The sequence below is a fragment of the Streptomyces sp. NPDC048584 genome (assembly GCF_043199595.1).
In the GTDB taxonomy this organism is placed as follows: domain Bacteria; phylum Actinomycetota; class Actinomycetes; order Streptomycetales; family Streptomycetaceae; genus Streptomyces; species Streptomyces edwardsiae.
Genome location: NZ_JBICWF010000006.1, coordinates 392944 through 411036, shown reverse-complemented (window position 1 = coordinate 411036; position 18093 = coordinate 392944). Strand labels below are relative to the sequence as shown.

The 18093-nt window shown below is 73.2% G+C and carries 16 protein-coding genes and 2 pseudogenes; 10 read left to right on the top strand and 8 right to left on the bottom strand.

The window, feature by feature from the left end:
- Nucleotides 1–8: 8 nt before the first annotated feature.
- The 3 genes from ACGFR9_RS16840 to ACGFR9_RS16830 form a co-directional block, all read right to left on the bottom strand.
- Nucleotides 9–890, bottom strand: a complete 882-nt coding sequence (locus tag ACGFR9_RS16840) for a hypothetical protein (protein WP_393208483.1) — start codon at nucleotides 888–890, stop codon at nucleotides 9–11.
- A 49-nt stretch (nucleotides 891–939) separates the two neighbouring features.
- Nucleotides 940–2466, bottom strand: a complete 1527-nt coding sequence (locus ACGFR9_RS16835; protein WP_393208480.1) for a hypothetical protein — start codon at nucleotides 2464–2466, stop codon at nucleotides 940–942.
- An 82-nt stretch (nucleotides 2467–2548) separates the two neighbouring features.
- The gene (locus ACGFR9_RS16830; protein WP_393208477.1) at nucleotides 2549–3253 is read right to left on the bottom strand and encodes a GntR family transcriptional regulator; all 705 of its coding nucleotides are present in this window, start codon (nucleotides 3251–3253) and stop codon (nucleotides 2549–2551) included.
- A gap of 129 nt (nucleotides 3254–3382) precedes the next feature.
- Here ACGFR9_RS16830 and ACGFR9_RS16825 point away from each other — a divergent pair, with 129 nt between their 5' ends.
- The 5 genes from ACGFR9_RS16825 to ACGFR9_RS16805 are packed head-to-tail and all read left to right on the top strand — an operon-like array spanning nucleotide 3383 to nucleotide 7840.
- Nucleotides 3383–4702, top strand: a complete 1320-nt coding sequence (locus ACGFR9_RS16825) for an MFS transporter (protein WP_393208474.1) — start codon at nucleotides 3383–3385, stop codon at nucleotides 4700–4702.
- Nucleotides 4699–5544 (top strand): putative hydro-lyase, encoded by an 846-nt coding sequence (locus ACGFR9_RS16820; RefSeq protein WP_393208471.1) that lies wholly within the window; start codon nucleotides 4699–4701, stop codon nucleotides 5542–5544. The genes ACGFR9_RS16825 and ACGFR9_RS16820 overlap by 4 nt, the downstream gene beginning before the upstream one ends.
- Nucleotides 5545–5583: 39 nt before the next feature.
- Nucleotides 5584–6342, top strand: a complete 759-nt coding sequence (locus ACGFR9_RS16815) for a LamB/YcsF family protein (RefSeq protein WP_393208468.1) — start codon at nucleotides 5584–5586, stop codon at nucleotides 6340–6342.
- A complete protein-coding gene (locus tag ACGFR9_RS16810) occupies nucleotides 6339–6956 on the top strand; it encodes an allophanate hydrolase subunit 1 (protein WP_393208465.1) in 618 nt (205 codons plus the stop codon). The genes ACGFR9_RS16815 and ACGFR9_RS16810 overlap by 4 nt, the downstream gene beginning before the upstream one ends.
- On the top strand, nucleotides 6953–7840 hold the full coding sequence (locus tag ACGFR9_RS16805) for a biotin-dependent carboxyltransferase family protein (RefSeq protein WP_393208459.1): 888 nt from the start codon (nucleotides 6953–6955) through the stop codon (nucleotides 7838–7840). Before ACGFR9_RS16810 ends, ACGFR9_RS16805 begins: the two co-directional genes overlap by 4 nt.
- Nucleotides 7841–7889: 49 nt before the next feature.
- Here the strand turns inward: ACGFR9_RS16805 and ACGFR9_RS16800 are convergent.
- From ACGFR9_RS16800 to ACGFR9_RS16785, 4 genes and pseudogenes are all read right to left on the bottom strand, one after another.
- Nucleotides 7890–8093: pseudogene (locus ACGFR9_RS16800) on the bottom strand (SGNH/GDSL hydrolase family protein); the annotation flags it as partial.
- A gap of 215 nt (nucleotides 8094–8308) precedes the next feature.
- Nucleotides 8309–8719: pseudogene (locus ACGFR9_RS16795) on the bottom strand (hypothetical protein); the annotation flags it as partial.
- Nucleotides 8720–8845: 126 nt separating this feature from the next.
- Nucleotides 8846–10264 carry a HEAT repeat domain-containing protein gene (locus tag ACGFR9_RS16790; protein WP_393208456.1) on the bottom strand — a complete coding sequence of 473 codons (1419 nt, stop codon included), beginning with the start codon at nucleotides 10262–10264 and terminating at the stop codon, nucleotides 8846–8848.
- A 300-nt stretch (nucleotides 10265–10564) separates the two neighbouring features.
- Entirely contained in the window at nucleotides 10565–10957 is a 393-nt protein-coding gene (locus ACGFR9_RS16785) for an ankyrin repeat domain-containing protein (protein WP_030221444.1), read from the bottom strand.
- A gap of 263 nt (nucleotides 10958–11220) precedes the next feature.
- On the opposite strand from ACGFR9_RS16785, the gene ACGFR9_RS16780 reads away from it, so the two are divergent.
- Together ACGFR9_RS16780 and ACGFR9_RS16775 are read left to right on the top strand one after the other, a co-directional pair.
- Nucleotides 11221–11415, top strand: a complete 195-nt coding sequence (locus ACGFR9_RS16780; RefSeq protein WP_393208453.1) for a hypothetical protein — start codon at nucleotides 11221–11223, stop codon at nucleotides 11413–11415.
- Between the two features lie 64 nt (nucleotides 11416–11479).
- Entirely contained in the window at nucleotides 11480–13132 is a 1653-nt protein-coding gene (locus tag ACGFR9_RS16775) for a hypothetical protein (protein ID WP_393208450.1), read from the top strand.
- A 383-nt stretch (nucleotides 13133–13515) separates the two neighbouring features.
- On the opposite strand, the gene ACGFR9_RS16770 is transcribed toward ACGFR9_RS16775, so the two are convergent.
- Complete coding sequence (locus ACGFR9_RS16770; protein WP_393208447.1) at nucleotides 13516–15015, bottom strand: PLP-dependent aminotransferase family protein; 1500 nt, start codon at nucleotides 15013–15015, stop codon at nucleotides 13516–13518.
- Nucleotides 15016–15113: 98 nt separating this feature from the next.
- Between ACGFR9_RS16770 and ACGFR9_RS16765 the strand changes: the two genes are divergently transcribed.
- Genes ACGFR9_RS16765 through ACGFR9_RS16755 form a run of 3 tightly spaced genes read left to right on the top strand, consistent with a single transcriptional unit; the run spans nucleotide 15114 to nucleotide 17944 of the window.
- On the top strand, nucleotides 15114–15779 hold the full coding sequence (locus ACGFR9_RS16765; RefSeq protein WP_393208444.1) for a YitT family protein: 666 nt from the start codon (nucleotides 15114–15116) through the stop codon (nucleotides 15777–15779).
- A complete protein-coding gene (locus ACGFR9_RS16760) occupies nucleotides 15776–16543 on the top strand; it encodes a glycerophosphodiester phosphodiesterase (protein ID WP_393208441.1) in 768 nt (255 codons plus the stop codon). Before ACGFR9_RS16765 ends, ACGFR9_RS16760 begins: the two co-directional genes overlap by 4 nt.
- Before the next feature lie 54 nt (nucleotides 16544–16597).
- The gene (locus tag ACGFR9_RS16755; RefSeq protein ID WP_393208438.1) at nucleotides 16598–17944 is read left to right on the top strand and encodes an MFS transporter; all 1347 of its coding nucleotides are present in this window, start codon (nucleotides 16598–16600) and stop codon (nucleotides 17942–17944) included.
- Nucleotides 17945–18093 lie beyond the last annotated feature (149 nt).

The following is an 18093-nucleotide window of genomic DNA, read 5'->3' as shown; positions in this document are numbered from 1 at the left end:
GAGGGGGTTCAGGCGGAGTGGAAGGGCAGGCCGGCGTCGGCGACCAGTTCGAGGTCGTCGGCGTCCTGCGGCGGCAGCAGGGTGGGGGTGCCGTCGGTGACCGGGACGACGCCGAGTTCGAGCAGTTCGGCCATGGCGGCGCCGCCGGCCATGTCGCGGACCTGGAGCTGGTAGCGGGCCGTGGTGCGGTACGTGCCGCCGTTGTCATCACCGGTGCGCTGCAGGAAGCCGGAGTCGGTGAGGAAGCCGACGGCCTTGGCGATGATGCCGGTGGTGGAACCGGCGAGCCGGCGGGCGTCCTTGGTGGCGCCGGTGGCGCTGCGTCTGGCCCAGATCCGCCAGGCGGCCTCCAGGCCGGGGGCCTCGCTGGCCGGGTCGGTGTTCTCGCCCTGCTCGGCGGCCCGCTCCTCCAGGCGGTGGCAGGCCTGGCGGACGAAGGCGTCGACTCCGTTGACCGTGACACGTCCGATGTAGCCGTCGTCGGCGAGGTCCTCGGGGCGCGGGAAGGCCATGGCGGCGACGGCGAGGTGGGCGAGTCCGTGCAGGAAGCGGTCGCTGCCGTCGGCGGAGGTGCGGCGCGCGTAGTCGCCCATGCGGACGGCGAAGACGGAGTCCTCGGCGGCGGTGACGGCCATACCCGCGCGCGGGGACACCTCCAGCACGATCAGTCCGAGGCCGGTGGCCACGGCGTCGGCGAGCCGTGCGAACGGCGGGTCCTCGCGGTAGCGGCGCAGCAGGTCCGCGTACTCCTGGTCGCGGGCGGGCTGGAGCCTGGGCTGGAGGCCGAAGGCGACGAGCCGTGCCGCGTCGGCGGCGTCGGCGGGTGTGACGGCGGTGCTCGCCGGTGCGGCCGCGGCCTCCGGCTCGCTCCACTCGACGTGCTCGGTCACGGTCGGGACTCCTCGTCGTGGGATACGTCGGTACGGTCGGCGTTCCGCGTCATGCCGCCTCCGTGCGGTCCGCGGCCATGCCGGCCGCGTCGAGCAGGGCCGTGCCGACGATGAGGTCGGCGCCGCCGAACTCCGGGTCGTGGAGTTCGGTGCCGTCGTCCACGGCGAACAGCAGCCTCCGTTCGCCCTGGCGGTAGGCGGTGCCGACCGGAGGGCTGGCGGCGTGGACGGCCAGCAGGGCTACCAGGTAGGGCAGTTCGGGGTCCCGCAGGCGGGCGTCGGCGAGGAGGCCGGAGAGCCGGCGCGGCGCGTCGGCCGGGAGGTCCAGCAGCTCGGTGGCGGCCGCCAGCTGTTCCTCGCTGAAGCGGCTGTCGTCGGGCGTGGCGATCAGGTCGGGTTCGGGCATCTCGGCGCCGAGGTGCTCCCGCTCCACGGGCGGGGTCAGCAGGATCTCGACCAGGTCGGCGACCCGGACGGAGACCGGGGTGCGCAGTCCGGTGCCGTGGGCGAAGAAGGCGTCGGTGACCCGGGCCGCCCGCTCCACGGGCAGCGGCAGCAGCGGCGCCAGCAGATGGCCGTAGAGGTCGGTGCCCGAGACGGACGTGGGCGTGGCGAAGGCCTGCCGGTCCTGTTCGGCGCGGAACAGCGGGCCGGCCTCCAGCAGCCGGGACTGCAGCTGGGTGTGGCGCCTGATGCAGTCCTTGACGATGTCGACCAGCTCGGCCGCCCGGCGCTTGTGCTCGGGGTCCTCGGTCTCGTCGCGGGCCTTGCGGATGTTGGTGAGGATCGCGTTCTCGTGGCGGTAGCGGTCCGCCACATGGTCGAGGGCCTCGGTGATCATGTCGGGTACGGCGGTCAGCCAGTCCACCGCGCGGACGTTGCGCCGGGTGGCGTCCAGGGCGCGGCGGAGGGTCTCGGAGTACTGCACGGTCCGGTAGCGGGCCTGTTCGGCGGCGAGCTGGGCGTCGGCGAGCCTGCCCCGGCTGATCAGCACCTCCAGCTTGACCTCGGCGGCGATCTGCGCGCTGGTGACGTCGGTGTCCAGGGCGCCGACCAGGACGTTGACCGCCTCGTCGGTGGTGCGCAGGTACACCGTGCCACCGGGGCCGGGGACCTCTTCGATCAGCTTGAAGTCGTAGTCGCGGCGCACATAGGTGCCGTCCGCCCCGAAGACGCCGTACACCGCGCGGAAGCCCCGGTCGACGCTGCCGACGTTGATCAAATTCTCCAGGACCCAGCGGGCCACCCGCTCGTGCTCCGCGGCGGGGCGGCGCGGGGCCTGGGCGGCGATGCGCGGGATGAGCCGGGCGACTATCTGGTCGTGGTCCGCACCCGTGTCGAAGTCCATGTTCAGGGTGACGAGGTCGATGCCGGCGAGGGCGATCTCCGCCATGCCGTACACCGAGTACTCACCGGCGAGGTTGGCCTTGCGGGCGTCGAGGTCGTGCAGCGGGGCGGTGCATGCGAGCGCGCGCAGCCGCCGCGCCAGCCCTTCGTCGGCGGCCGGGCCCGGCGCGGGCCGCGGCCCCGCGCTGAGCTGGGGCGGAACGCTGTCCGTCGGTGCAGGCGAAGTCACGGTGCACAGACTAGGTCCTCGGTCTGACAACAACCCAAACGACCGGGTTGCGCCCCGGCGCGACGATCGTCACACCCCGTACTCAGCCGTCCTGGCCGTCCTCGCCGACCCGCCGCCGGTACACCTCGACGACCCGTTCCAGCGACACCTCGAGGTAGTCCGCCAGCAAGGCCTCGGCCCGGTCGCGGTCACCGTCCCGCAGCGCCTGGAGGATGCCGGCATTCCGGGCGATGTACGGTTCGTGCAGCCGCCGGGGTTCGTCCACCACGTGGAAGGCGAGCCGCAGTTCGGCGAAGACGCTGCGCATCAGCTCGTCCGTGCGCTCGCTCGCGGCGAGGGCCACCAGTTCCCGGTGGAAGTGGATATTGGCCGTACCCACCTCTTTCCAGTCACCTTCGCGGGCGGCCGAGCGCCCCTGCTCCACCACTTCGGCGAGCGCGTCGAGCGCGTAGGGCGGCTCGCCGAGTCCGCGTACGACGGCGCACTCGACGAGCCGGCGGGTGCGGTAGATGTCCTCGACGTCCTCGACGGTCAGCACCCGGACGAACACTCCCCGGTTCAGTTCGTGGACGAGCAGCCGTTCGTGCGTGAGCAGCCGGAACGCCTCGCGCAGGGTGTTGCGGGAGACGCCGAGCGCACCGCCGATGCTGTCCTCCGACAGCCGTGTCCCCGGCGGGAAGTAGCCCTCGGCGATCCGGGTCCTGAGGATGTCCGCGACCCGCTCGGCGGTACTGGTACGGCCCAACAGGGCGCGGTCGCCGGCCAGTCCGCTCAGCTGCTCCGTCATGCCCGGAATTCAATCGCACACAGAAGTACGAGACAACATGGGTATTGAAGGATCGTTCAACGATCCTCTACCTTGCTGCGCACGGCTCAGTTCTGCCCGCACCCTCCGTCCCCCCTCTGCGAGGTGCCCATGAGCACGACCCGATCACAGCGGACCGCGACCGGTACCCCACCCGGCACGGCGTCCGAACCCGTCCTGGACGACGGGGCGTTCGGCTGGCTGCGCGCCCTGGGGCCGCGCGGCCGGCGCGCCTTCGGCGGCGCGTTCGGCGGCTATGCCCTGGACTCGTACGACTACTTCACCCTGCCGCTGACGATGGTCGCGCTGTCGGCGTACTTCGGTCTGAACAGCGGCCAGACCGGACTGCTCACCACCGTCACCCTGGTCGTCTCCGCGGTCGGCGGTGCTCTCGCCGGAGTGCTGGCGGACCGTATCGGCCGGGTGAAGGCACTGCTGCTGACCGTGATCACCTACGCGGTGTTCACCGTCGCCTGCGGCTTCGCGCCCAACTACGAGACGCTGCTGGTGTTCCGCGCGCTGCAGGGTCTCGGCTTCGGCGGCGAGTGGGCCGTCGGCGCGATCCTGGTCGCCGAGTACGCGAGCGCCAGGCACCGGGGCCGCACCCTCGGGGCGGTCCAGAGCTCGTGGGCCGTCGGCTGGGCCCTGGCCGTGATCGTGTACACGGTCGTCTTCTCACTGGCGGGCGACGACCTCGCCTGGCGCGTGATGTTCTGGACCGGTGCCCTGCCCGCGCTGCTCGTGGTCTGGGTGCGCCGCAGTGTGCAGGACGCGCCGGAGGCGGCCGCCGCGCGGGAGACGGACGCCCGGAAGGGCTCCTTCGCGACGATCTTCCGGCGGAGCCGCCCCGGATCGCCGGGACTGCTGCGCACCACGCTCTTCGCCGTGCTGCTCTCCACCGGCGTCCAAGGCGGCTACTACACCCTCGCCACCTGGGTACCGACGTATCTGAAGACGGAGCGCGACCTGTCGGTGGTCGGCACCGGCGGCTATCTGACGTTCCTGATCTCGGGTGCCTTCATCGGCTATCTGACCGGCGGTTACCTCACCGACCGGCTGGGCCGCCGGCGCAACATCTGGCTGTTCGCGCTGCTGTCCGCGATCTGCGTGCTGGCGTACACGAACATCCCGAGCGGCGCCAACACCGCGATCCTCGTGCTCGGTTTCCCGCTCGGGTTCTGCATGTCGGCGATCTTCAGCGGCTTCGGCTCCTATCTGAGCGAGCTGTATCCGACGGCGGTGCGCGGTACGGGACAGGGCTTCACGTACAACACCGGACGCGCCGTGGGCGCCGTCTTCCCCACGACGGTCGGCTTCCTGGCCGACAGCTGGGGCGTGGGCGGGGCGCTGGTCTTCGGCGCGATCGGTTACGGCCTCGCGGCCCTGGCGCTGCTGGGGCTGCCGGAGACACGCGGAAAGGAACTGGAGTGACCCCCACCGACGACCGCACGCCGACCACCGTGGACGACCGTCCCGTGGCCCTCGTCGACGCGCACGCACACACATGGAGCCCGCGCACCGCGCGCGCCCGCTTCCGGGAGGGGCTGGCGGGCCCCACGGCCGGTGTCGCCACGGGGTACACCCAGGCCAATCTGATCTCGGTGCCCGCCGACTGGGCGTACGACATGCTGCTGTTCTGCCAGCGCAATCCCAAACCCTGCCCGGTCCTGGACGTCACCGACGCCGGGTCGACGGCCACCGTCCTCGCCCCCGACGCGGATCTGCGCACCGATCTGCCGCGCTACCGCGTGTGGGAGAACGGTGAGCTGGTGGACGAGCCGACCGATGTGCGTGCGCACTGGCGCGATGATCTGGTGTCGTTCCTGATCGGCTGCAGTTTCACCTTCGAGTCGGCGCTGACGGCGGCGGGCGTACCGGTCCGGCACATCGAGCAGGGCCGGAACGTTCCCATGTATGTGACGAGTTGGCAGTGCCGTCCGGCGGGGCGGCTGAGCGGGCCGATGGTGGTGTCCATGCGGCCGGTGCCGCCGCGGCATCTGTCGGCGGCGATCCGGGAGAGCAGTCTGCTGCCGGCGGTGCACGGCGGGCCCGTGCACTGCGGCGATCCTTCGGGGCTGGGCATCGACGACCTCGGCCGTCCGGACTTCGGCGACCCGGTGGAGTTCGAGCCGGACGACATCCCGGTGTTCTGGGCCTGCGGAGTGACCCCGCAGGCCGCGGTGATGGCCTCGCGTCCGCCGTTCGCCCTCACGCACGCGCCGGGACAGATGTTCCTCGGCGACGCCCGCGACGAGCAGTTCCGCGTGGCCTGACCGGCCTTGCCGTACGAGAACGGGAGAGACGAAGGACTCATGACGTCGATCGATCTGAACGCCGACCTCGGCGAGGGTTTCGGCCGCTGGCGGCTCACCGACGACGAGCGGCTGCTGTCCGTGGTCACCAGTGCCAACGTGGCGTGCGGTTTCCACGCCGGGGACGCGGTCACCATGCGCCGGGTGTGCGAGCTCGCCGCCGCGCGCGGGGTGCGGATCGGCGCCCAGGTCTCCTACCGGGACCTGGCGGGGTTCGGGCGGCGCGCGATGGACGTGCCGCCCGCCGAACTGACGGCCGAGGTCGCCTACCAGATCGGCGCCCTGGAGGTCTTCGCGCGCGCGGCGGGCGCCCGCGTGGCGTACGTGAAACCGCACGGGGCGCTGTACAACCGGGTGGTGCGCGACGAGGAACAGGCCGGCGCGGTCGTCGACGGGGTGCTGCTGGCGGACGCCACGCTGCCGGTGCTCGGCCTGCCCGGCTCGCGGCTGCTGGAACTGGCCGGGAAGGCGGGGCTGCCGGTGGTCGCGGAGGCGTTCGCCGACCGGGCGTACACCGACGAGGGCACGTTGGTGCCGCGCCGTCAGGAGGGCGCCGTGGTCACCGACGCGGAGTCCGTCGTGGCGCGCTCGGTGGACCTGGCCCGCCGCGGGGAGGTCGACGCACGGTCGGGGCGGCGTATCGAGGTGCGGGCGCGCTCCCTGTGCCTGCACGGGGACACACCGGGCGCGGTGGACCTGGCGCGGCGTGTGCGGGCCGCCCTGGAGGCGTCCGGGGTCCGGGTGGAGGCCTTCGTATGAGGGCGCTGCCCGTCGGCGAGGACGCGCTCCTCGTCGAGGTCTCCTCGGGCGACGAGGCGCAGCGGCTCCACGCGGAGCTGCTGCGGCGCCGCGCGGAGGGGTCGTTGCCGGTCGGCGAGATCGTCCCGGCGGCGCGCACGGTGCTGCTCGACGGCCTCACCGATCCCGCCCGGCTGGCCGCCGAGCTGACCTCGCGCGAGCTGCCGCCGGTGCCTGCGCGCGCGGGCGGGACGGTCGAGATCCCGGTGCGCTACGACGGCCCGGACCTCGCCGACGTCGCCGCGCACTGGGGTGTCCGCGCGCGGGAGGTGGCCCGGATCCACGCGGGTACCGGATTCCGTGTCGCCTTCTGCGGGTTCGCGCCCGGCTTCGGCTACCTCACCGGTCTGCCGGAACGCTACGACGTGCCCCGCCGGTCCACTCCGCGCACCGCCGTCCCGGCCGGGTCCGTGGCGCTGGCGGGGCGCTACACGGGCGTGTACCCGCGGTCCTCGCCGGGCGGCTGGCAGCTGATCGGTACGACCGACGCCGTGCTGTGGGACCACGCGCGCGTGCCGGCGGCGCTGCTCTCCCCCGGCACGCGGGTGCGCTTCGTCCCGGTGGCCGCGGTATGACGGACCGTGCGCTCGCCGTCGTCCGCGCGGGGGCCCTGACCACGGTGCAGGACCGGGGCCGTCCGGGCCACGCCCATCTGGGGGTGCCGCGTTCCGGGGCGCTGGACGGGCCGGCGGCGGCGCTCGCCAACCGGCTGGCCGGCAACCCGCCGGACGCGGCCGTCCTGGAGACGACCCTGAGCGGCTGCTCGCTGCGGCCTCGTTCGACCGTCACCGTGGCGGTCACCGGGGCGCCCTGTCCGGTCGCCGTGGACGGCCGCCCGGCCGCCTGGGGCGCGCCGGTCCGCGTGCGCGCCGGTTCCGTGCTGGACGTCGGGGCGGCGGTCCGCGGTGTTCGGGCCTACGTGGCCGTCTCCGGCGGGATCGCCGTCGAACCGGTGCTCGGGAGCCGCTCCACGGACCTGCTCTCCGGTCTCGGCCCGGCGCCCCTCACGGACGGTGCCGTACTCCCCCTGGGCACGCCCGGGGAGCGCCTCGCGCGGGTGGACGCCGCGCCGCAGCCGGCGCCGCCCGGCGAGCTCGTGCTGCGGGTGACGCCGGGCCCGCGCGACGACTGGTTCACCCCGGAAGCGCTACGGCTGTTCACGTCCCGCGCGTACCACGTGTCCCCGGCGAGCAACCGCATCGGACTGCGGACGACCGGGCCCGCCCTGTCACGCGCCCGGCACGACGAACTCCCCAGTGAGGGCATGGTGCTGGGCGCGGTCCAGGTCCCGCCCGACGGGACGCCGGTGGTCTTCCTGGCCGACCATCCGACCACCGGGGGCTACCCGGTGATCGCGGTCGTCCACCCCGCCGACCTCCCGGCCGCCGCCCAGTCGCCTCCGGGCACCCCGGTCCGCTTCATCGCCGTACGACGCGGAGCCCGCGCGGGCGGCAGGTGACATCCCGGGCGTGCCCTCCCCCAGGACCGGCCGGGGCCCGCGCGCGGACTCACGCGGCCCCGGGGCTCCGCTCCCCGGTCGACAGGGCGGCCAGGGCCGCCGAGACGGCGGTGGTGGTGCGCAGGTCGAGACGGACGGTCGTGCCGCGTGCGTGGTGGCGGATCTCCTCGGCGGCCAGGGAGAGCAGCTGGGGCAGGAGGTCGGTGCAGCGGCGGGCCGCCCAGCCGGTGCCGGCCGTGGCCAGCCATCGCAGGCGCCGGCGTCAACGACACCCTGCGCCGCACCTTCGACATCCGGGACGTGGCGGGCCCGGCTGGGTCCGGCCGGAAGCGGACGGTGTCCACACCGCGCGGCCACAGCCGGACCCGGGGCACGCCGTGTGCCTCGAGGTCGCGCAGGGCGGCGCCACGGGGCCAGGGTGAGGTCGGCGGCGGTTTGCACGGAGCGGATGCGCCGCCAGGCGGCCGCCTCGCCGGCACCCATGTACGTACGGGCGTATCCGGCGAGGTCGGTCTGGTAGACGGCGACGGCGGGCAGGCCCAGGCGGGTGGCGGCCGCCATACCGCGTACGCCGAGGACGAAGGGGCTGGCGAGATGGACAACGTCGGCCCGGTGCTCGGCGATCGCGGCGGCCAGGCGCCGGCTCGGGAGGGCGACGCGGACCTGGGGACGCGGACGACGGGCCAGGGCGCCCCGTCGCCGGGGTCGGCGCCCGCGACCTGCGGGGCGACGGCGAGGGGGCTGTGGCCGCGCGCGGCGAGGTGCCGGGCGGTCTGGAGCGCGCAGTGGGCCACGCCGTTCACATCGGGGGGAAAGGACTCGGTGACGATGACGACACGCATACCCGTGTTGTCGCCGCGCCGGACGTGGCCACGCCAACGTGGATCTTTCCTCACGGGGGACGCCCCGTGAGCGTTGCCTCCCTCACCCGTGCAGGTCAGGCGGCATCCACGCGCACCTGACCCGCGGGTCACCCGGCGTTCACACCGCGCGGGCGGGAGGGGGTCACACGGCGGTTCCCCCGGGGCCTATGCGGCTGCGTACGGCGGTCTGCACCTCGGCCTCCTCGGCCGGGTCCGCGGCGAGCCTGCGCAGCCGTTCGACGACCCGGGTGTCGCCGGTCTCGGCGTGCCGGGCGGCGATCTCGCGGGTGGTCTCCTCGCAGTCCCACAGGCACTCGACGGCGAAGCCGGTGCCGTAGGAGGGGTCGGTCGCGGCGAGGGCCCGCGCGGCGCGGCCCCGCAGATGGGAGGAGGCCGTCTCGCGGTAGATGTGGCGCAGCACGGGGGCCGCGCAGGTGATGCCGAGGCGTCCGGCGCCGTCGACGAGGGTCCACAGGGTGGGCGCGTCGGGACCCTCGCCCCGTACCGCCTCCCGTAGCGCCGCGAGCACCAGGTCGCGGTCCTGGAGCCCGCCCCGGCAGGCGAGGACGCGGCCCGCGGCGGCGCCCAGCGGGTCGGGCCGGCGGGCCCAGCCGCGCGCACGGTCGACGGCGGCGAGACCGCGCATGCGTTCGAAGGCGTCGACGGCGGCCTCGACCACGGGCGTCGTGCCGGTGGCCACGGCAGCCTCGATCAGGTCGAGGGCGTCGGGATCGTCGCCGTCGGCGAGATAGCGCAGGGCGGTGCACCGGGCTCCCTCGGTGCCGACCTGGGCGGCCCGGACGATCTCGGGCCGGTCCTCGGGGCCGGCCACGGCGGCGAGACATCGGGCGGCCGGGACATGCAGCGCGGCGCCGCGTTCGACGCCTTCCTGGGCCCATTCGAAGACCGCCCGTACGCTCCAGCCGGGGCGGGGCCCGCCTGGGCGCATCTGCCGCTGCCAGCGGTCGAAGGACCCGGCCTCCTGGGCGGCCCGCACGCGCGTGGCGACGGATTCGCGGGGATCGTCGGCCCACAGGCGCCAGGGCCGTGGTTCGAAGGCGTCGCGGACGGTGGCGGCGAGTTCCGCCTCGCCCTCGGCGTCGGTGGTGAACCGCGCGAGGACCGGGGCGGCGAGGGCCCGCAGCCCCGCGTCGTCGTCCCTGAGGGCCAGCTCGTCCAGGGCCCAGGCCCAGTTGGTGCCGTGGGCCGCGTACCTGCGCAACAGGCCGAGGGCGTCCGGCCTGCCGTAGGAGGCGAGGTGCCCGAGGACCGCGAGGGCGAGTCCGGTGCGGGACTCGTCGGTGTCGAGGACGTCCTCGGGGTCGAAGAGGTGGGCCTCGATCTCGGCCAGGTCGCCGTGCAGATCGAGGTAGAGGCGGGCGTAGTAGAGGGAGCGGTTCTCCACCTGCCAGTCGTGGCGCGGGTCGCGCAGCACACAGTGGTTCAGCGCCGCGAGCGCTTCGGAGCGCGGGGCGGTGAGCGCGTGCAGCGTGCCGTCGCCGCGGCCCCGCTGGAGCAGGCCGAGCAGCGTACCGCTGGGCGCTATGACCGGATCGAACATGGGAAACAGCCTCACATCAAGCGTCGACGCAACCGGGGACCTGCATTACCTGGCCGCGTGACAACACGTCGGGGCGCCCGCCGTTTCCTGCTTGCTGTAGACCATCTCTCTCTGCCTCTCGTCGGTGGCCCAGGCGGGCCGCGTCACGGTCCGCGCGGTGCGGCAACACCTGCCCAGCCCTCGCGTCCGTGAATCACGTCGTCATGATGACCCGGCGGTCACATCTACCGCGACCGAAATTTCGGCGGCCCCGTACCGCCTCCCCCGTTTTCCGTGTCGTCGCTGATCGGAGTGGGTCGCTCAGTCCTCGCCGAACAGCTCGAGCAGTTCCGTACGGGCGAACATCCGGGCCGTGTCGACGGCCGAGGGGGTGCCCGCGGCCGGGTTCGCGCCGCCCTTCAGCAGGGCCCGGATCACCTCGGTCTCGCCCTTGAAGACCGCCCCCGCGAGTGGTGTCTGACCGCGGTCGTTGACGCGGTCGGCGTCGGCGCCGCGCTCCAGCAGCGCGCGCACCGCCTCGGCGTGGCCGTGGTACGCGGCGAGCATCACGAGGGAGTCGCCCCGGTCGTTGGTGAGGTCGGCCGGCACGCCCGCGTCAACGTAGGCCACGAGTTCCTCGGTCCGGCCGCGACGGGCCAGATCGAAGATCTTGGTCGCCAGCTCCACGACCTCGGGGTCGGGGGCTTCAGTCATCGGCCGGACCGCCTCTCACTGCACATGCTTCACGCATCGGGGACAGGACGTACGTCTGCGAGCGGTGCAGAGCCGTACGGGTGAATCGCCAGCGTACTGGCTCACCGGGCACATGACCCGCTGCGCCCGAGGTAATGATCACGGCAGGACCATCCGGGGGGAAATAGCAAGAATCCACCCAGTTGCACCTTTAATCGTATAGATACATTCTGTGATCCTGGAAGTACTCATGGTGACTGTCCCCGCAAACCAGGAGAACTCACATGATCGTCTCGATCTCATGCGTGGCGCTGCTCGGCGTCGTCGTCTTCATCTTCTTCCGCAAGGACGGGCTGAAGGCGTCGCACGCCCTGGTGGCGATGCTGTTCGGCTTCTATCTGGCCAGCACGGCCATCGCACCCAGTATCAAGGCGGGCGGCGAAAGCCTGGCCGGCCTCCTGGGCGGGTTCAAGTTCTGATCCGCCCGACCACGCACCGCCCGACCACGCACCGCCCGCCCGTACGCACCCTCTGGAGACAGCAGTGGCCCGGCGCCCTCTCCCCCGCATCCTGACCAACGGCGGCGCTCAGCTCGCCCGCAGCCGGGAGCTGGCCAGGACGGCGGCCGACAGTGCCACGGACGTCCTCCACCCGCTGATCACCATCACGCGCGGTCTGCGCCGGCTGGCCTCGGCCGGGCGGCGCAGGTGGGCCGACACGCCGAAGGACCGGCGTGGCGCACTGCTCTTCATGGTGGCGTCGGTCGTGCTGGCCGTGGCACTGGCACCGTACGGTCCGCTGCTCGCCGTCGTCACCCTGATGGCGGCAGCGGCCTGGCAGGGCCGGGACCGCGCCCCCTCGGCGCCCCCCGGGCCCGATGTGTCACAGATCCAGCGGCTGAAGTCGCTGTACGACGCCCTCGTGCCGTACTTCTCGGCCACCGAGGACCCGGAGCCGCTCTATGCGCACGGCGGCGACTGGGAGAAGGTCTTCTCCGAGTACGAGTTCGACCCCACCGGCCGGATCGCGCACCTGGTGATCGGCTATCCCGCCTACTTCACCGACGGCGAGCCGGAGTCCCGGGCGCGGATCGAGCATCTGCTCGGCGCGAAGTCGGGGCGCGGCCGCGAGTACCAGTTCGTGTGGGACGAGGAGGCCAACCAGCTCACGGTCCGCGTCCTCGCGCCCCTGCCCACCGACATCGCCGCCCAGCCGTTCGTCACGGCCCCGGGCGAGACGGTGCTCGGCTTCACCGATCCCACCAGGGTGCAGCGCACGCTGCCGCTCACCCACGGCACGCACGGCGAGGAGCGGCGTGACGCCCCGCCCGTCGTCTGGCGCACCGGCATCCGCTCCACCGAGCCGCATCTGCTCGCCGTCGGCCAGCCGGGCAGCGGCACCTCCACGCTGCTGCGCTCCATCGCCCTGCAGGCGCTGCACCACGGTGACGTGGTGATCGTCGACGGCGGCGGCACCGGCGAGTACGCCTGTCTGACCGGACGGGACGGTGTGCTCGCCGTCGAGTGCGGGCTGCCGGGGGCGCTGACGAGCCTGGAGTGGGCGGCACACGAGACGGAGCGGCGGCTGATCGCGGCGAATCGGGCGCATCAGGCGGGCGATCCGCCGCCGGAGGACACGCGGCGGCCGCTGTGGCTGCTGCTGGACCGGCCGAGCGCGTTCACGCACCTGGCCGCCGCGGACGGGCGTAAGGATCCTCAGGCGCTGCTGGGGGTCCCGCTGCGGCACGGCCGGCCGGCGAACGTCACCGTGGTCGTCGCCGAGCAGTTCGACGGGCTGGACTCGCTGGGGGAGGCGGTGCGGCAGCAGACGCGTGCGCGGGTGGTGCTCGGGGCCGCTACGGCGGGGGAGTTGGAGGCTGTGCTGGGGGCGCCTGCGCACACCACTCCCATCGAGCAGGTGCCGCCCGGGCGGGGGTACGCCCGGCTGGGGGGCGGGCCTGTGCACCGGCTGCAGGTGCCGGCCACGCCTGATCCGTACGACGACGCGACGAGCGATGCTCAGCGGCAGGCTGTGCTGGAGTTGTTGCCGCCTCGGACGACTCCGGTGGGTGAGGAGGCGGGAGTGGAGGCGGTGCGCCTCGACAAGGTTCCGGAGGAGGCTGCCGCGGACGGAGCCGGGGGGCTGTCCGTGGAGGCTGTCGGGGCGGAGGCGGCTGTGGCGGAGCCCAGCAGCTGAGGGACCGGCCGTGCGCGCGGGTTCCTGCCGTTGACGGTGTGCCTCGTGGCACGTGCCGCCGCGCCCACCCGTGCCGCCCCAGCGGCACGATTGTCCGCAGTTGGACGGCACCGTCACCACACTGAACCTCCGCACACGCGCACGCGGTGAGACAGCACCGGCGCCGCCCTGGACCGCCGCACACGCGCGGTGAGACAGCACCCTCGCCGGCTCTGGACCACCGCACACGCGCACGCGGTGAGACAGCACCGGCGCCGTCCTGAACGTCTGCGCGCGTGCGCGTAGTCGGATGGCACCCTTTGCCGAGGTGGATGTCCGCGCGCGTGCGCGCGGTTGTGCCGCGCCGTCGCCGCTCTGGACGGCAGGGCGGGTCCGTGTGTTGGTTACGCCACGAAGGTGCGGGGGGTCTCCGTGCCGGTCGTGGCGCCTGTTCGTACCAGGTGGGCTGCCGCGGAGAGGCGGGTTGCCGCCTCCTCGGCCACGGGGCCGCCCACCGAGAAGGGGAGGCGGACGTACCCCTCGAAGGCACCGTCGACGCCGAAGCGCGGGCCTGACGGGACCCGGACGCCGACCCGTTCGCCCGCCTCGGCGAGCCGGGAGCCGGAGAGGCCGCCCGTGCGCACCCACAGGGTGAGTCCGCCGCGCGGTACCTCGAACTCCCAGTCGGGCAGCTCCCGCCGTACCGCGGCCACCAGTTCGTCCCGGTTCCGCCGGGCCTGCGCGCGCCGTATCTCCACCGCCTGCTCCCAGCCCCCGGTGCCGAACAGCCAGTTCACCGCCAGCTGCTCCAGAACCGGCGTCCCCAGATCCGCGTACGCGCGTGCGGCGACGAGGCTGCGGATCACGTCGGGGGCCGCGCGTACCCAGCCGATGCGCATACCGGCCCAGAACGCCTTGCTCGCCGAGCCGACCGTGATCACCGTGGACCCCGCCGGGTCGAAGGCACACACCGGACGCGGCATCTCCACGTCCGGGTCGAGCCACAGTTCGCTCATCGTCTCGTCGGCGACGAGCACGGTCCCCGCGGAGCGCGCCGAGTCCACCAGGCGGCGGCGCTGGTCCTCGGCGGCGAGCGCGCCGGTGGGGTTGTGGAAGTCGGCGACGACATAGGCGATCCGGGGTGCCGCCTCGCGCAGCACCTGGCGCCAGCGGTCCATGTCCCAGCCGGTCAGTCCCGCCGCCATGGCCACCGGGACGAGCCGGGCTCCGGCCTCGCGCATCAGCTGGAGGATGTTGGCGTAGGACGGCGACTCGACGGCGATGCGCTCACCGCGTCCGCCGAAGAGGTGGCAGATGGCGTCGATGGCGCCCATCGCGCCGGTCGTCACCATGATCTGCTCGGGCATGGTGGGGATGCCCCGGGCGGTGTAGCGGTCGGCGATCATCGAGCGCAGGGCGGGCAGCCCGGCGGGATAGTCGCCGTGCGTGTGCGCGTACGGCGGCAGCTCCTCCATGGCGCCCTGGACGGCCCGGGTGAGCCAGGGCTCGGGGGCGGGCAGCGCGGCGCAGCCGAGGTCGATCATCGAGCCGAGGGCCTCGGGCGGCAGGGGCTCCAGTCCCCGCGCGGGCACCGGGTTGCCGGCCGGCACGGCGGTCCAGCTGCCCGCGCCGCGCCGTGACTCCAGGAATCCCTCGGTGCGCAGCGCCTCGTAGGCGGCGGCGACGGTGGTTCGGCTGACGGAGAGGGCGAGGGCCAGCTCACGCTCGGCGGGCAGCCGCGCGGCCACCGGGACACGTCCTTCCAGCACCAGCAGGCGGATGCCGTCGGCGAGCGCGCGGTAGGCGGGCGGACGCCGGGTCCCGGGGCCCGCGGGGCGGTCCTGCTGGGAGTGGAGCAGCCTGGCCAACTGCGCCGCCCCCACCGCCGAGGTCCACTGCGCCATGAGAATCAGTCCACCTTCCCCGAATTGGCCATGGATGACATCATCGACCAAGCCACAGGGTGTCATGAGTCGGTCCACTTCCACCACAGGAGCACGTCTTGGCCAGGTACTCGTCCAGGCACGGGCATCTCACACGGCGGCTGTTCCAGCTGTACGCCGGTCTGGCGCTGTACGGCGCGAGCTCGGCGCTGCTCGTCCGGTCGGGGCTCGGTCTCGAGCCGTGGAACGTACTGCACCAGGGCCTGTCCGAGCGGACGGGGCTGTCGATGGGCCTGGTGCTGACCCTGATCGGCGCGGCGGTGCTGCTGCTGTGGATCCCGCTGCGTCAGCGGCCGGGCCTGGGCACGGTCTCCAACGTGCTGGTGGTCGGCGCGGCGATGGACGCGGCCCTGACCGTGGTGCCGGACGCGCACGCCATGGCCGTACGCGTGCTCCTGCTGACGGCGGGCATCGTGCTGAACGGGGCGGCGACCGGGCTGTACATCGCGGCCCGGTTCGGTCCGGGCCCGCGCGACGGGCTGATGACGGGGCTGAACCAGCGCACCGGGGTGTCGGTCCGTCTGGTCCGCACGGCCATCGAGATCACGGTGGTCGTCACCGGCTTCCTCCTCGGCGGCACGGTGGGCGTGGGCACCCTGCTCTACGCGGTGGCCATCGGCCCGCTCGCCCAGCTCTTCCTGCGCGCCTTCGCCGTTCCCTCGACATCGGACGGCAGCACGGTCGTTGCCGCCGGTCGACCGGAGCGCGCGATACTGCGTTCGTGACTGAGCGGATACCCCACCCCTACCTCGACCATCCCGGCCCGATCGCCTTCGCCCACCGGGGCGGGACGGCGAACGGTCTGGAGAACACCGCACGGCAGTTCCGCCGCGCGGTCGAGGCGGGCTACCGGTACATCGAGACCGACGTCCACACCACGCGCGACGGACGGCTCGTCGCCTTCCACGACGCGACCCTCGACCGGGTGACGGACGGCGCGGGCCGGATCGCCGATCTGCCGTGGCGGGACGTGGCACGGGCGCGGGTGGCGGGCGAGGAACCGGTCCCCCTGTTCGAGGAGCTCCTGGAGACCTTCCCCGAGGTGCGCTGGAACGTCGACGTGAAGGCCGAGGCGGCCCTCCTGCCCTTCCTGGACCTGGTCGGGCGCACCGGCTCCTGGGACCGGATCTGTCTCGGCTCGTTCTCCGAGGCCCGCGTGGTGCGCGCGCAGCGGCTGGCCGGCCCCCGGCTCGCCACCTCGTACGGCACCCGGGGTGTGTTCAACCTGCGGCTGCGGTCCTGGGGGCTGCCGGCCACGGTGCGCCGTTCGGCGGTCGCCGCGCAGGTGCCCGAGCAGCAGTCGGGCATCCAGGTGGTCGACCACCGGTTCGTGCGCGCCGCCCACGCGCACGGGCTGCGGGTGCACGTGTGGACGGTCAACGAGGCCGAGCGGATGCACCGGCTCCTGGACCTCGGAGTGGATGGCATCATGACCGATCACATCGACACACTGCGCAAGGTCATGGAAGACCGCGGCGTCTGGGTCTGAGGCCTGGCCGCGTCCCGGCGCCCGCGCGCGTCTCAGGGGGAAGCGAGGGCACGGGTGGACACGGACACCGTGCGGTCACCGGCGCCGGACGAGGCCGCCGGCCGCCGGCGCGAGCAGCGCGGCTGGTACTTCTACGACTGGGCGTGTTCCGTGTACTCCACGAGTGTGCTCACGGTGTTCCTCGGCCCCTATCTGACGTCGGTCGCCGAGGCCGCGGCGGACGCGGACGGGTTCGTCCACCCGCTGGGCATACCGGTGCGCGCGGGCTCCTTCTTCGCGTACTCGGTGTCCCTGTCGGTGATCGTGGCCGTGCTGGTGATGCCGCTGGTGGGCGCCGCCGCCGACCGGACCGGCCGCAAGAAGCCGCTGCTCGCGGCCGCCGCATACACGGGGGCCGCGGCGACCGCGGGCATGTTCTTCCTCGGCGGCGAGCGCTATCTGCTCGGTGGCCTGCTGCTGGTGGTGGCGAACGCGGCGCAGTCGGTCGCGATGATGCTCTACAACTCCTACCTCCCGCAGATCGCCCCGCCCGAGGAGCGGGACGCGGTCTCCTCGCGCGGGTGGGCCTTCGGCTACGCGGCCGGGGCCCTGGTGCTCGTAGCCAACCTGGTCCTCTACACCGGCCACGACAGTTTCGGACTCTCCGAGGGCATGGCGGTGCGCATCTGTCTCGCCTCGGCCGGTCTGTGGTGGGGCGCCTGGGCGCTGGTGCCGCTGCGCCGGCTGCGGGACCGCCGTGTTCCCGCGCGGGAGGCGGCCCTGCCGGGCTTCCGGCAGCTGGCGGCAACCGTCCGCGACATGCGCCGGCACCCGCTGACGCTGTCGTTCCTGCTGGCGTACCTGATCTACAACGACGGTATCCAGACGGTGATCTCCCAGGCCTCGGTGTACGGCTCGAAGGAGCTGGGGCTCGGCCAGTCGACGCTCATCGTGGCCGTGCTGCTGGTGCAGGTGCTGGCGGTGGCGGGTGCACTTGCGCTGGGCCGGCTGGCCCGGCGGTACGGCGCGAAACGCGCGATCCTGGGCTCCCTGGTCGCCTGGACCCTGACCCTGGCCGCCGGATACTTCCTGCCCGCCGGAGCCCCCGTGTGGTTCTTCGTCCTCGCGGCCGGTATCGGTCTGGTCCTCGGCGGCAGCCAGGCGCTGTCCCGCTCGCTCTTCTCCCATCTCGTGCCGCCCGGCAAGGAGGCCGAGTACTTCTCGGCGTACGAGATGAGCGACCGCGGGATGAGCTGGCTCGGGCCGCTGCTGTTCGGTCTCACCTATCAGCTGACCGGCAGCTACCGGGACGCGATCATCTCTCTGGTGGTCTTCTTCGTCCTGGGATTCGCGCTGCTCGCGCGGGTGCCGGTACGGCGGGCGATCGGCGACGCGGGCAACCCCGTACCCGAACGGATTTAGCGCTCGACGCGAAAGGGCTGTAGTGTACGCGTTTGGCCTGCCAGGCGTACCGTTACTGCGCGTCAAAGATGCCGAACGCTGTGTCAGATCTACTTACAGATGTGACAAACCGGACGTCCGGGGGTACTGCACTGGTTGACAAGGCTGCG